The following is a 13,425-nucleotide window of genomic DNA, read 5'->3' as shown; positions in this document are numbered from 1 at the left end:
GGCCGGGTCACGGCATCCGCTCAGCCGACGGCCAGCCGACCGCGGGTCGCCCCGCGTAGGCTGGGGGCGTGCCAGCTGTGAATCTCGGGATGCCCAAGGTCCCCGAAGTCCTCGCCCCCCGCCGCAAGACCCGCCAGATCCGCGTCGGCAAGGTGCTCGTCGGCGGCGATGCGCCGGTCAGCGTCCAGTCGATGACGACGACGCAGACCACCAACATCAACGCCACGCTGCAGCAGATCGCCGAGCTCACCGCATCGGGCTGCGAGATCGTCCGCGTGGCCGTCCCTCACCAGGACGACGCGGACGCGCTGAAGATCATCGCCCTGAAGAGCCAGATCCCGGTCATCGCCGACATCCACTTCCAGCCGCGCTACATCTACACCGCCATCGATGCGGGGTGCGGCGCCGTGCGCGTCAATCCCGGCAACATCCGCGAGTTCGACGGAAACGTGGGGCAGATCGCGGCGGCCGCGAAGGCGGCCGGTGTCTCGCTGCGCATCGGCGTCAACGCCGGCTCGCTCGACAAGCGACTTCTCGCCAAGTACGGGAAGGCCACCGCGGAGGCCCTGGTCGAGAGCGCCGTGTGGGAGGCCTCGCTGTTCGAGGAGCACGACTTCCACGACTTCAAGATCTCGGTCAAGCACAACGACCCGGTGGTCATGGTGAAGGCGTACCGCATGCTCGCCGAGCGGGGTGACTGGCCGCTGCACCTCGGCGTGACGGAGGCGGGTCCCGCTTTCCAGGGCACGATCAAGAGCGCAACCGCGTTCGGCATCCTCCTCTCCGAGGGCATCGGCGACACGATCCGCGTCTCGCTGTCGGCCCCGCCTGCGGAAGAGGTGAAGGTCGGACACCAGATCCTGCAGTCGCTCAACCTGCGCGAGCGCAAGCTCGAGATCGTGTCGTGCCCGTCGTGCGGACGCGCGCAGGTCGACGTCTACACCCTCGCCGACAATGTCACCGAGGGACTGAAGGACATGACCGTCCCGCTCCGCGTCGCCGTCATGGGCTGCGTCGTGAACGGGCCCGGCGAGGCGCGCGAGGCCGACCTCGGCGTGGCGTCGGGCAACGGCAAGGGCCAGATCTTCGTCAAGGGCCAGGTCATCAAGACCGTGCCCGAGGCCGAGATCGTGGCCACGCTCATCGAAGAGGCGAACCGCATCGCCGACGAGATGGGGCCGGACGCACCGGTCGGCACCGCCCAGGTCGTCACGACCTGACGCTTCTCCGGGTCAGGAGAGGGTGCCGGCGCTGACCGGAAGGTCCTCGTGCACGCCCAGGCTGGTGCGCACCGCGATCTCGAGTGCACGCACGATGTCGGCCAGAGGGAGGGACGCGGCATCCGTCGACGGCGCCTGCTCGGCAGCCCACGGAACATGGATGAACCCCGCGCGCAGCCCCGAGCGCTCGGCGGCCGCGTGGAGCGCGGCGAACATCGCGTGGTTGCACACGAAGGTCCCCGCCGAATGCGACACCTCCGACGGGACCCCTGCGGCGGAGATGCCCCGTGCGATCGCCTTCACCGGCAGCGTCGCGAAGTAGGCCGCCGGCGCTCCGGCAACGCTCGGGGCGTCCACGGGCTGCGCGCCGTCGTTGTCGGCGATTCGGGCGTCGAGGAGGTTGACGGCCACCCGCTCCACCGAGATGACGGACCGGTTGCCCGCCAGGCCCGTCGCGATGACGACGTCGGGGGAGTGCTCTTCGATGAGCGCGTTCAGCTGTGCAGGTGCACCCTCGAAGGTGACGGGCAGGATGCCGGTCACCAGCGTCTCCGGCCCGGTCCACCTCGCGGCGGCCTCTCGCACGGCATCGCCCGACGGGTTGACGGCGTCGCCGCCGAAGGGCTCGAAGCCGGTGAGCAGGAGGGTCGTCACGCTTCCAGGGTAGGCGCTCGGGGTGCGAGACGGGCGGCCGCCGGAGCCGCCACTAGACTCGGGCGATGCCCGCGCTCACCCCGGATCCCACCGAGGTGCCGGCGTGAACGCGACGGCCGCAGGCGATCCGCTCTCCCGGCCCATCACCGCCGGCATCGTCACGGCGCTGGTCGGATTCACCAGCTCGTTCGTCATCGTCCTGGCGGGGCTCAGGGCGGTCGGCGCCACCCCTGCGCAGGCGGCGAGCGGACTGCTGACGGTGTGCGTCCTCATGGGACTCGGCTCGCTCGTGCTCGCGTGGCGCTATCGCATGCCCATCACCGTCGCATGGTCGACGCCGGGGGCCGCACTGCTCGCGGCGACGGGCGTCGTCGAAGGAGGGTGGCCGGCCGCGGTCGGGGCTTTCCTGGTCGTGGGCGCGCTCATCGTGCTGACCGGGCTCTGGCCGCACCTCGGGCGCATCATCTCGCGCATCCCGCCCTCGATCGCGCAGGCGATGCTCGCCGGCGTGCTGCTGCCGCTGTGCCTCGCCCCCATCACCGGCATCGTCGTCAACCCGTGGGGCGTCGTGCCCGTCGTGCTGACGTGGCTCGTGTTCGTGCGTCTCGCGCCGCGATGGGCTGTGCCGCTCGCGTTCGTCGCCGCGGCGATCGTGGTGGGAGTCTCGCTCGCCGCCGACGGCGCGACCATCGACCCCGCTCTCCTCTTGCCGCGCGTCGAGCTGACCATGCCGACGTTCACCGTCGGCGCGCTGGTGAGCATCGCCGTGCCCCTGTACATCGTCACGATGGCTTCGCAGAACGTGCCGGGAGTGGCGATCATGCGCAGCTTCGGGTACCAGGTGCCCTGGCGCCCGGCGATGCTGGTCACCGGCATCGGCACGGCGCTCGGCGCACCCGCCGGGGGCCACGCGATCAACCTCGCGGCGATCAGCGCCGCGCTCGCCGCCGCACCCGACGCCGACGCCGACCCTCGGCGCCGCTGGGTGGCGGGGGTGTCGACGGGCGCTTCGAGCCTCGTGCTCGGCGCCGCGTCGGCGGCGTTCGCCGCGCTCGTGCTCCTCGCCCCGGAGGCGGTCATCCCCGCCGTCGCCGGGCTGGCGCTGTTCGCTGCGTTCGGCTCGGCGGTGCAACAGGCGATCGACGATCCGGGGGAGCGGCTGCCCGCCGTGGTGACGTTCCTGGTCGCGGCATCCGGAGTCTCCATCGCCGGTGTGAGCGCGGCGTTCTGGGCGCTGGTCGCGGGGCTCGTCGTGCGCACGGTGCTCCCCGTGGGGCGGCGAAGGGCCTGAGGGCTGCTCTCCACATGTCGGTGATATCCGTGTGAACCCATCCGGGAATCCCGGACACTACAGGGTATGGACGAACTTGACGCGGCGTTGTGGGCCCGGGTGCGCGCGGGCGACGAGTCCGCGCTCGGCGCCCTCTTCGACCGTCACGAAGCGCGGCTGTTCCGGCACGCGCGGCGGCTGCTGACGGCCCGCGAGGATGCCAAGGACGCGGTGACCATCGCGTTCTTCGAGCTGTGGCGCAAGCAGGCTGCGGTGAGGCTCGTCGACGGCTCGCCGCTGCCGTGGCTGCTCAACACCACCTCGAACGCGGCGCGCAACCTCGAGCGCTCGGGCCGGCGCTACCGCGCGCTCATCGCCCGCACGCCGGCAGCCGCCCCTGTGGGCGCGCCGTCGGCGCCGGACGAGACGGGTGTGCTCGCTGCGCTCAAGCGTCTGCCGGCGCGCGAGCAGAGCGTGATCGTGCTGACGGTGCTCGAGGGCTACCCCGAGCGTGCCGCGGCAGAGACTCTCGGCATCCCGGTCGGGACGGTCAAGTCCCGGCTGGCGCGCGCGAAGGCGCGGCTGCGAGAAGAGATGACGGTGATGGAGGCATCATGGGCCTGAACGACGAGCGTCTGTCCGATCGCGAGCACGGCGAGATGCGCGACCTCGTCCTCGCGGGGGCGCAGCGGGTGCGACCCGCAGGCAAGCACCGCACGCAGATTGTCGCGGGCGCCGTCGCGCTCGTGCTGGTGGCGGGCATCACCGGCGGCGCTGTGGTGACGAGCGTCGCCCTGCGCTCGCAGGACCCCGTCCTGTCCACTCCGTCGCCGACCGAGAATGTGCCGACGCCCCGTGCGACGGCCACCCCGACGCCGACCCCTGAGCTCGATCCGGCGGGGGTGGTCGCCTTCGGTGGGGATTGCGCCAACGTCCTGTCGGAGGAGGAAGTGTCGACGGCGTTCGGGCTCGACATGAAGCCGGTGGAGTACCGCTGGGATGCGGGAGATCCCCACGTGCTCGGGGGGATCGAGTGCCGATGGGCCGAGGAGAGCTGGTCGCCGTACTTCGCCGTCGCGGTCTACCCGGAGTCGGTCGTGCCTCAGGAGTACGCGCGAGGCAGGTCCGACGCCGTCTGCGTTCCTGGCGAGGGCGCGAGAGTGTGCAACGTCACGGGCGCGGTGGGCTCGACATGGTTCAGCATCACCAGCGTCGAGGATCATCAGGCCGCTTTGGCGCCGCTCGCCGAGTCTCTGACGACACGCATCGCCGATGCCCCCGAGCCGCGACCCGCCGCACCGACGTCCGAGTGGTGGTCGTTGCCGGCCTGTGCCCTTCTGAACGAGGTGGACATCGCCGGTCTCCTGGGCCGTTCTGGAACCGCCATGGCGCTTGATGAGGACTTCTCGACGGACCCGGACGTGTCGCAGCGAATCTACGAGCGGGCGAACGCAACAGAGGCGTGTACGTGGGAGCTTCCCGAGGGGGACCAGGTCCAGGTGCGCGTCATCCCCGGAGGTGCGCCCGCGTTCACCGGCATCGCACGCTCGGAGGGCGCGCAGCCCGTGGATGTCGACGGAGCGCGTGAGGCCGTGGTCGTCATGGACGACGTTCCGGTGGCCACGCGGGCTGGCCTGGTTGCTACGGACGGCGTGAACCTGCTGATCGTTCAGCTGTCCGGTCAGGAGAGCGCCGGAGTCGAAGATGGGGAGCCGTTCGCGCCGCTGGCAGCCGCGATGCTGGAACACCTGGGCTGAAGCCCGGCCCGACGTCATGTCCGTGCGGTGCCGCGGTTGGCGTACGCAGGACTGAGCCGGTGTCGACAAGGTGAGAGGACGGATGCCGCGCCCCGACGCCGGGGCGCGGCATCCGTTCTGCCCCCGCCCCTAGACTTGTCGCTCGTGGTCACCCGTCTCTCGCACTACTTCCTCCGCACTCTCCGCGAAGACCCGGCCGACGCCGAGGTCGCCAGCCACCGCCTGCTCGTGCGCGCCGGTTACATCCGGCGCGCGGCGCCCGGCATCTTCACGTGGCTGCCGCTGGGCCTGAAGGTCAAGGCGAAGATCGAGGCGATCATCCGCGAGGAGATGGCGAACGCCGGTGCGTACGAGGTGCACTTCCCGGCACTCCTGCCCCGCGAGCCCTACGAGCAGTCCGGGCGCTGGACCTCGTACGGCGACGGCATCTTCCGCCTCCACGACCGCCGCGGCGCCGACTACCTGCTGGCGCCGACGCACGAGGAGATGTTCACGCTCCTCGTGAAGGACCTCTACTCGTCGTACAAGGACCTGCCGCTGACGATCTACCAGATCCAGGACAAGTACCGCGACGAGGCGCGTCCCCGCGCCGGCCTGCTGCGCGGACGCGAGTTCACGATGAAGGACGCGTACTCGTTCGACTACACCGACGAGGGACAGGATGCCTCGTACCAGGCGCAGCGCGACGCCTACGAGCGCATCTTCGCGCGCCTCGGCCTCGAGTACGTCATCGTCGCCGCTGACAACGGCCTCATGGGCGGCGCCCGCAGCGAGGAGTTCCTGCACCCGACCCCCGTCGGCGAAGACACGTTCGTGCGCTCGGCCGGCGGCTACGCGGCCAACGTGGAGGCGTTCACGACGGTCGTCCCGGACGCGATCCCATTCGACGGCATCGGCGCTCCGGTGATCTTCGACTCACCGAACACCCCGACGATCCAGACCCTGGTCGACCATGCCAACGCGCACCTCGACGCACCCGCCTCCGGCATCGCCGGCCCGGTCACCGAGGGCGCGACCACGTGGACCGCCGCACACACGCTGAAGAACGTCGTGCTCGCCCTCACGCACCTCGACGGCACGCGTGAGCTCGTGATCGTCGGCATCCCCGGCGACCGCGAGGTCGACGACAAGCGTGCCGAGGTCGCGTTCGCTCCCGCTGCCGTCGAAGCGGCGACGGCCGACGACTTCGAGAAGAACCCGCTTCTCGTGAAGGGCTACATCGGCCCGTGGTCCGAGACGGGCGCCGTCCTCGGCGAGGAGTCGGCCACCGGCATCCGCTACCTGCTCGACCCGCGTGTCGTGGACGGCAGCGCCTGGATGACCGGCGCGAACATCGACGAGAAGCACGTCCACACCCTCGTGGCGGGGCGTGACTTCACCGGTGACGGCTTCGTCGAGATCGCGGACGTCCGCGCGGGCGACCCCGCGCCCGATGGCTCCGGACCCGTCGAGCTCGCACGCGGCATGGAGATCGGCCACGTCTTCCAGCTCGGCCGGTTCTTCGCCGAGACGCTGGGACTCAAGGTGCTCGACGAGAACGGCAAGCTCGTCACCGTCACCATGGGCTCGTACGGCATCGGCGTGACGCGGATCCTGGCCAACCTCGCCGAACTCAACAACGACGACAAGGGTCTCGTCTGGCCGGCCTCGGTCGCGCCGTTCGACGTGCACGTCGTGGCCGCCGGTCGCGACGCCGTGGCGTTCGAGGTCGCCGAACGTCTGTCTGCCGAGCTCGAGGCATCCGGACTCGATGTCGTCTACGACGACCGGCCCAAGGTCTCGCCCGGCGTGAAGTTCGGCGACGCCGAGCTCGTGGGCGTCCCCAAGATCGTGATCGTCGGGCGCGGTGCGGCCGAGGGCCAGGTCGAGCTGTGGGACCGTCGTAGCGGTGATCGCGAGGCGCTGTCGGTCGCCGACGTCGTCGAGCGCTTCCGCACGACCTAGCCTGCGCCGCCCCACTCCGCTCCCGGTCATGCGACGCTGGATGCATGCCTGACTCCGTCGTGCCGCCAGAGGTCACCGAAGACGTCCGTGCGCTCATCGCCGACGCGGGGATCACCGAGAACGTCGACCTGATCGCCCGAATCCTGGTCACGGGCGTCGGGCTCGGGCTCGACGAGGCCAGCCGCCTGGACCTGAAGATCACCACGGCCGCGCTGTCGGAGATGCGCGCGGCGTTCGAGCACTTCGCACCCTACGCGGGCGTGCCGAAGGTGACGATCTTCGGTTCCGCCCGCACGCGGCCCGACGATCCCGTCTACCGCGCCGCGGCGGACGTCGCCGAGGCGCTCGCCGAGAGCGGCTGGCTCGTCGTGACCGGCGCGGGGCCGGGCATCATGCAGGCGGCTGCGGAGGGAGCGGGATCCCACCGGTCGCTCGGGGTGTCGATCCGGCTGCCGTTCGAAGAGCGTCCCAATACGGTGATCGCCGAGAACGCGCGGAACGTCGCGATGAAGTACTTCTTCACGCGCAAGCTGATGCTCGTGAAGGAGTCCCACGGATTCGTCTGCGTACCCGGCGGCTTCGGCACCCTCGACGAGCTGTTCGAGCTGCTCACGCTGCAGCAGACGGGCAAGGCCGAGCCGACGCCGATCGTCCTGCTCGACAAGCCTGGTGGAAGCTTCTGGCAGGGGCTGCAGCGCTTCGTCGACGAGGAGCTGGCCGGATCCGGCCTCATCTCTCCGGGCGACTTCGACCGGCTGCTGCTCACCGACTCGGTCGAGGCGGCGGCGCAGGAGATCACCGGATTCTGGCGCAACTACGACTCGCTGCGCTGGGTGGGCGACCGCCTGGTGCTGCGGCTGAAGGCCGAACCGACGGACGCCGAGGTCGAGGCGCTCAACGAGCGGTTCGGGACGCTCCTGGCGTCGGGGACGATCGAGCGCACCGCGCCGCTGCGGCAGGAGGCGGACGACGATGCCCGCGTGCACCTGCCCCGCCTCGTGATGCGCTTCGACCACTTCAAGGTCGGCTCGCTCTATCTCCTGATCCGGGCGCTCAACGATCTCCCCAGCGCCCCCAAAGGACCCGCGCGCGCGGCGTGACCCCTGCGCCGGATGAGCACGTTCTCATCCGGCGGTCGCCCTCCGTTCACCTTCCCGTCGCCGCGCCGTCCCGGCGCGCGAGGATGCTGGCGCGGTCGCATCGCCAGGGAGGGCACACAACGTGAGCATCATCGAGAACCATCGCAGGACGCTTCCGCTCGCAGACCACGCACGAGGCAAGCGGCTGGGGGTGACGTGTCAGCTCAAGTGCGCGAACGCGTGCACCAACCCCGAGTGCAACACGTCGCAGAACCAGACGTTCCAGGAGGTGGCGCGCATCGCGCTGTCGCGCCGGGCCCTTCTCGGCCTGGGCGCCGCGGGCGCCGTGGCCGTCGCGCTCGCCGCAGCAGGCGGGCAGGCACCGGTGTCGGGAGCCTCCGCATCGGGTGTCGGCGGCGCCGGCGCGGCATTCGGACGTCCCGGTCGCGGAGCGCTCGCGTTCGAGCCCATCGCACCCGTCGTCGCGAGCGTCGACGAGTTCACGGTCCCGGCGGGGTACTCGTGGCAGCCGATCATCCGCTGGGGCGACCCGATGTTCACCAACGCCCCCGCGTTCTCCCTCGACGCGCAGAGCCCTGAGGCGCAGGCGCTGCAGTTCGGCTACAACTGCGACTACCTCGACATCCTCGCCGACCCCAGCGGCAAGACGGGCGTGCTCGTGACCAACCACGAGTACGTCAACCCGAACATCATGTTCGCGCCCACGTCCGATGCGGCCGAGCTCCGTCGCCGCGGCGACATCTACAAGGCGGCGCAGGGCATGGCGGTGGTCGACATCACGCGCCGCCGCACCGGCGAGCCGTGGTCGTACGTCGTCGGGGGCAAGCGCAACCGCCGCGTCACCGTCGAGACGGTGTTCGAGCTGACGGGGCCCGCCGCGGGCAGCGACCTCGTCAAGACGGCGGCCGATCCGGAGGGCCGCTGGGTGCGCGGCACGCTCGGCAACTGCGCCGGCGGCACGACCCCGTGGGGGACGATCCTATCGGGCGAGGAGAACTTCAACGGCTACTTCGCGTGGGCCGCGAACACCGCTGCGCAGAAGCGCTATCAGTCGACGTCGTCTACATCGACGTCCACGGGCTGGGAGACGTACGACCCGCGCTTCAACGCGCATGATCCGGGCTATGCGAACGAGCCGAACCGCTTCGGGTACATCGTCGAGATCGACCCGCAGGACCCGAAGTCGACCCCGAAGAAGCACACCGCGATGGGTCGCTTCAAGCATGAGGGCGCGAACGTCATCGTGGCCGAGGACGGTCGCGTCGTGGCGTACATGGGCGACGACGAGCGCAACGACTATCTCTACAAGTTCGTGTCGAAGAACAGGATCTCGGGGTCGCGGAAGAAGAACCTGACTCTCCTGTCGGAGGGGGATCTCTACGTCGCGAAGTTCTCGGGCGACTCGCCCGCCTCCGAGATCACGGGCACGGGGGCGCTGCCGGCAGACGGCGCATTCGACGGCAGCGGCACCTGGATCCCGCTGACGCAGAACGGCGAGAGCGTCGTCGCGGGGTTCACGACGGAAGAGGTCCTCGTGTACACGCGCCTCGCAGCCGACGCCGTCGGCGCGACCAAGATGGATCGCCCGGAGGATGTCGAGCCCAACCCGAAGACCGGCAGGGTGTATCTCGCGCTCACGAACAACTCGGCGCGCTCCGCCGCGACCATCGACGAGGCGAACCCGATCACCGGCAACCGCTACGGCCACGTCATCGAGATGACCGAGATGGCGGGTCAGGCGGGAACCACGTTCGGATGGAGCATCCTGCTCCTGTGCGGAGACCCGAACGTGTTCGCGAACTCTTACTTCGCGGGGTTCCCGAAGCACCTGGTCTCGCCGATCTCATGCCCCGACAACGTCGCGTTCGACTCGGCGGGCAACCTGTGGATCTCGACCGATGGTGCGCCCAGCACGATCGGCTACAACGACGGCCTCTTCCTGGTGCCGCTCGAGGGCGCCGAGCGCGGGCACGTGCAGCAGTTCCTGTCGGTGCCGCGTGAGGCCGAGACGTGCGGGCCGGTGATCCACGACCAGGAAGGTCTCGTGTTCGTCGCCGTGCAGCACCCCGGAGAGGGCGGCACGGTCGCCTCGCCCACGTCGCTCTTCCCCGACTACGGCTCGGCGGAGCCCGGCGATGTGCCGAACGCGCCGCGACCGAGTGTGGTGCAGGTGTACCGCGCCTGACCACGCACATGAAGGGCGGTCCCGGTGATCCCGGGGCCGCCCTCCTCGTCCGCGGAGGTGCGTCAGCAGCTCACGCGACCGTGGCGCATGGTGTCGTCGGGGGTGTCGCGCGTGACGAGCGCCTTGAGCATCCCCGCCGCCGTGACGAGCTTCCCGTGGCGCGGCTCCCAGAACTCGCATTCCTTCGGCGTCACCCGCAGCAGCGCGATGCCGGGGGTGTCCAGTCCGTCCTCGAACCAGATGTTCAGGTCGGGGGAATAGAGCTCCTTCATCTTCGCCCTGTCGTGGACGACCGTCGCGCGCCCGGCGACGGAGACGTAGCGGTGGTCTTTCGCGTCGATGTACGCCAGCCCGACGTCGTGCCCGGGATCCGCTTCGGCCTCGGCGACCTTCTTCGTGTCGTCGAGCGTGAAGAACCAGATGTCGCCGGCGTCGTCCATCTGACGTGTGCTCATCGGCCTGCTCACGAGGTTGCCCGCGGCGTCGAGGGTGGTGAGCATGGTGAAGTCGATGTCCTCGACGAGCTCCTTCACTCGGGCGATGGCCTCGGGGCCGGTGGTCTCCGTGGGCTGGGTTGTCTCGGTCATGCCTCCACGCTCGCGGGGTCGGGCGCCGGCCGCCAGGGTATTGACAAGCGGATGCCGCGGCCCGACGTCACATCCGGGCGTACCGCGCGCGGGCGACGGTGAACAGCCCGTACGCGATGAACCCCATGCCCACCACACCGACGAGCAGCGGCCCGAGCGCGAGAGTGAGGAGCGCGTCGACGGCGCCGTCGATGCCGCCAGCGGTGTCGGCGTCCGTGCTCACGGCGGCGACGATCAGGAGCGCGCCGACGATTCCCAGCGCGACCCCCTTCGCGATGAAGCCGACGACGCCCATGACCGCCACCGTGCGACCGACGCCACCGTCGGGGATGTCCATGCGCTTGTGGAAGCTGCGGAGAAGCCCCATCGCGACGAAAGAGACGCCCCCGATGCCGATCCCCAGTCCGATCAGGAAGAGCACGATGAGGCCGCCCCAGATGTCGATGAGTCCGCGGCTCGCCTCCTCGGCGGTCTCTTCCGCGTCCGGCCGCGCGCCGAGCGCGACGGCGGCGGCGATGAGTCCGAGTGCCATGAAGACGACGGCCTGGCCCCATTCGGCTGAGCGGCGGCCCCACTTCCGTGCGGCACCTTTCGTGTCGCCCGACAGATCGCGCGCGAGGATTCCCTCTGCGGCATGCCACAGGCCCAGTGCCCAGAGCGCGATCGCGATGAGCCACAGCAGGACGAAGCCGAGCGGGGCGGCCGCCATCGCCTTGAACGCACCCGCCTGATCGCCCTCGGCCTCGCCGCCGAAGGCGACCACGAGCACGATGATCCCGAGCAGGATGTGCACGAGACCGTTGGCGACGTACCCTGCACGCGCGAACACCTCGAAGACGGGGGAGGCCTCCGCTTCGCGCGCGGCGGCCTTCGCGGTGGGGGCCGACATCCGGCCAGCCTACGGCCGGGCGCTGCCCGCCGGGCGGGGTTGCGTCCTCAGCCCGACTTGTGCAGACGGTCGCGATGCTGCACGACGCCCGACCGGACCGTGAAGTACAGACCCAGCAGCACCACGACCGGGAGCACGATCCAGTTCCAGAGGTTGTCGCCCCACGTGACCAGCCACTCGTTCACAGCGTTCACGCGCTCAGTATGGCCGTCGGCGCCCGCGCGGGACAGCAGCGGAGAGGGTGATCTTCCGGTGGGGCGTACCAGGCGCTTCCCAGCGCGGGCGGGTGCGGCATCCGGTAACGTAAGAGGGTTCCGGCGGCTGGACGCGCCGGTGAGAGCTGAATACGGAGGCCAGAGTGGACATCGATCTCGGATTGCTGCGGACCGTCGAGCGTGAGAAGGAGATCCCCTTCGACGAACTCGTTCGGATCATCGAGCAGGCGATTCTGACGGCCTATGCCAAGCACACCTCGCCGACCGGGGAGCTCCCTGAGGGCGCCCGCGCGGAGCTCGACCGCAAGAGCGGTCACGTCGCGGTGTTCGTGCCGCTCCTCGATGACGAAGGCATCGTCATCGGCGAGGAGGAGAGCACTCCCGAGGACTTCGGCCGCATCGCCGCCTTCGCGGCGAAGCAGGTGATCAGCCAGCGTCTGCGCGACATCGCGGACGACGCCGTCCTCGGCGAGTTCCGCGGCAAGGAGGGCGACATCGTCGCCGGCGTCGTGCAGCAGGGACCCAACCCGCGCATGGTCCACGTCGACCTCGGCACCGTCGAGGCGATCCTCCCGCCCGAGGAGCAGGTGGCCGGCGAGGAGTACCCGCACGGCTCGCGTCTGCGCGTCTACGTGACGTCGGTCTCGAAGGGCACGAAGGGTCCGCAGATCACGGTCTCGCGCACGCACCCCGGCCTGGTCCGCAAGCTCTTCGCCCTCGAGGTGCCCGAGATCGCCGCGGGCCTCGTCGAGATCGTGTCGCTCGCCCGTGAGGCGGGGCACCGCAGCAAGATCGCCGTCAAGGCCAACGACCCGACCATCAATGCGAAGGGCGCCTGCATCGGCGAGCTCGGCCGCCGCGTGCGCGCCGTGACCGAGGAGCTCGGCGGCGAGAAGATCGACATCGTCGACTACGACCCCGAGCTCGCGAAGTTCGTGGCCAACGCCCTCTCACCCGCGAAGGTCACGTCGAGCTTCATCCTCGATGCGTCCAGCAAGGCGGTGCGCGCCCTGGTGCCCGACTACCAGCTGTCGCTCGCGATCGGCAAGGAGGGGCAGAACGCCCGCCTGGCCGCCAAGCTGACTGGCGCCAAGATCGACATCCAGCCCGATTCCATCCTCGAAGAGGCGTGACGACCGGAGCGCCCGCGCCCGAGGTGTAAGATGGAGCCTGTACGAACGTGCGTCGGATGCCGCACGCGTGCTCACCGGTCCTCCCTCCTCAGGGTGGTCTCCATCGATTCCGTGCTCGTCCCCGACGAGCGCGCGGTGATGCCGGGGCGGGGCGCGTGGGTGCACGAGACGAGCGAATGCGTGGATGCCGCGATTCGGCGCCGCGCGTTCGTACGGGCACTCCGTGTGTCAGGCCCGCTTGACACGCAGACCATCGAGAAACGGCTGAACGGCTATGGAAACAAAGTGAACGGCTCGAAATGAGACCCGTCCGCGACTAATGGTCTGCCCTGCCTGGGTGGACCCCAGACAGGAGAATTGTGGCAAACGCCAAACCACGCGTGCACGAGATCGCCTCCGAACTCGGCGTCGACAGCAAGGTCGCCCTTGCGAAGCTCAAGGAGCTCGGCGAGTTCGTGAAGAGCCCGTCGT

Annotated in this window: 14 protein-coding genes; 10 read left to right on the top strand and 4 right to left on the bottom strand. The window is 69.9% G+C overall.

Annotated elements, in window-relative coordinates; translation table 11 throughout:
- Positions 1–68 precede the first annotated feature (68 nt).
- A complete protein-coding gene (gene ispG / locus OB08_RS00610; RefSeq protein ID WP_461471057.1) occupies positions 69–1,220 on the top strand; it encodes a flavodoxin-dependent (E)-4-hydroxy-3-methylbut-2-enyl-diphosphate synthase in 1,152 nt (383 codons plus the stop codon).
- A gap of 12 nt (positions 1,221–1,232) precedes the next feature.
- On the opposite strand, the gene pcp is transcribed toward ispG, so the two are convergent.
- Positions 1,233–1,874, bottom strand: a complete 642-nt coding sequence (pcp, locus tag OB08_RS00605) for a pyroglutamyl-peptidase I (RefSeq protein WP_461471055.1) — start codon at positions 1,872–1,874, stop codon at positions 1,233–1,235.
- 103 nt (positions 1,875–1,977) lie between these two features.
- Between pcp and OB08_RS00600 the strand changes: the two genes are divergently transcribed.
- From OB08_RS00600 to OB08_RS00575, 6 genes are all read left to right on the top strand, one after another.
- Entirely contained in the window at positions 1,978–3,165 is a 1,188-nt protein-coding gene (locus OB08_RS00600) for a benzoate/H(+) symporter BenE family transporter (RefSeq protein WP_461471053.1), read from the top strand.
- A 66-nt stretch (positions 3,166–3,231) separates the two neighbouring features.
- Positions 3,232–3,768 (top strand): RNA polymerase sigma factor, encoded by a 537-nt coding sequence (locus tag OB08_RS00595; protein ID WP_461471051.1) that lies wholly within the window; start codon positions 3,232–3,234, stop codon positions 3,766–3,768.
- On the top strand, positions 3,759–4,901 hold the full coding sequence (locus OB08_RS00590; RefSeq protein WP_461471049.1) for a hypothetical protein: 1,143 nt from the start codon (positions 3,759–3,761) through the stop codon (positions 4,899–4,901). Before OB08_RS00595 ends, OB08_RS00590 begins: the two co-directional genes overlap by 10 nt.
- A gap of 144 nt (positions 4,902–5,045) precedes the next feature.
- Positions 5,046–6,845, top strand: a complete 1,800-nt coding sequence (locus tag OB08_RS00585) for a proline--tRNA ligase (protein ID WP_461471047.1) — start codon at positions 5,046–5,048, stop codon at positions 6,843–6,845.
- A 44-nt stretch (positions 6,846–6,889) separates the two neighbouring features.
- Positions 6,890–7,945, top strand: coding sequence for an LOG family protein (locus OB08_RS00580; RefSeq protein ID WP_461471045.1), 1,056 nt, complete (start codon positions 6,890–6,892; stop codon positions 7,943–7,945).
- A 127-nt stretch (positions 7,946–8,072) separates the two neighbouring features.
- Entirely contained in the window at positions 8,073–10,130 is a 2,058-nt protein-coding gene (locus OB08_RS00575) for a PhoX family protein (protein WP_461471094.1), read from the top strand.
- A gap of 62 nt (positions 10,131–10,192) precedes the next feature.
- Here the strand turns inward: OB08_RS00575 and OB08_RS00570 are convergent, their stop codons facing one another.
- From OB08_RS00570 to OB08_RS00560, 3 genes are all read right to left on the bottom strand, one after another.
- Positions 10,193–10,717, bottom strand: a complete 525-nt coding sequence (locus OB08_RS00570; protein ID WP_461471043.1) for a pyridoxamine 5'-phosphate oxidase family protein — start codon at positions 10,715–10,717, stop codon at positions 10,193–10,195.
- A 67-nt stretch (positions 10,718–10,784) separates the two neighbouring features.
- On the bottom strand, positions 10,785–11,606 hold the full coding sequence (locus OB08_RS00565) for a DUF1206 domain-containing protein (protein ID WP_461471041.1): 822 nt from the start codon (positions 11,604–11,606) through the stop codon (positions 10,785–10,787).
- A 47-nt stretch (positions 11,607–11,653) separates the two neighbouring features.
- Complete coding sequence (locus tag OB08_RS00560) at positions 11,654–11,800, bottom strand: hypothetical protein (RefSeq protein WP_461471039.1); 147 nt, start codon at positions 11,798–11,800, stop codon at positions 11,654–11,656.
- A gap of 164 nt (positions 11,801–11,964) precedes the next feature.
- Here OB08_RS00560 and nusA point away from each other — a divergent pair, with 164 nt between their 5' ends.
- From nusA to OB08_RS00545, 3 genes are all read left to right on the top strand, one after another.
- Positions 11,965–12,954 (top strand): transcription termination factor NusA, encoded by a 990-nt coding sequence (gene nusA, locus OB08_RS00555; RefSeq protein ID WP_461471037.1) that lies wholly within the window; start codon positions 11,965–11,967, stop codon positions 12,952–12,954.
- Between the two features lie 30 nt (positions 12,955–12,984).
- Positions 12,985–13,257, top strand: a complete 273-nt coding sequence (locus tag OB08_RS00550) for a YlxR family protein (RefSeq protein ID WP_461471035.1) — start codon at positions 12,985–12,987, stop codon at positions 13,255–13,257.
- 77 nt (positions 13,258–13,334) lie between these two features.
- Positions 13,335–13,425: translation initiation factor IF-2 N-terminal domain-containing protein (locus tag OB08_RS00545; RefSeq protein WP_461471092.1), on the top strand; the 91-nt coding region annotated here is incomplete at its 3' end.

The organism is Microbacterium sp. HJ5, from assembly GCF_054824025.1.
This window is presented reverse-complemented; position numbering and strand designations above follow the sequence as displayed.

What these genes read in the sequence shown, in the direction of transcription:
- OB08_RS00595 (WP_461471051.1), top strand. Translation starts at nt 3,232, where the DNA reads ATGGACGAACTTGACGCGGCGTTGTGGGCCCGGGTGCGCGCGGGCGAC.
- OB08_RS00590 (WP_461471049.1), top strand. Translation starts at nt 3,759, where the DNA reads ATGGGCCTGAACGACGAGCGTCTGTCCGATCGCGAGCACGGCGAGATG.
- OB08_RS00580 (WP_461471045.1), top strand. Translation starts at nt 6,890, where the DNA reads ATGCCTGACTCCGTCGTGCCGCCAGAGGTCACCGAAGACGTCCGTGCG.
- OB08_RS00570 (WP_461471043.1), bottom strand. Translation starts at nt 10,717, where the DNA reads ATGACCGAGACAACCCAGCCCACGGAGACCACCGGCCCCGAGGCCATC.
- OB08_RS00565 (WP_461471041.1), bottom strand. Translation starts at nt 11,606, where the DNA reads ATGTCGGCCCCCACCGCGAAGGCCGCCGCGCGCGAAGCGGAGGCCTCC.
- OB08_RS00550 (WP_461471035.1), top strand. Translation starts at nt 12,985, where the DNA reads ATGGAGCCTGTACGAACGTGCGTCGGATGCCGCACGCGTGCTCACCGG.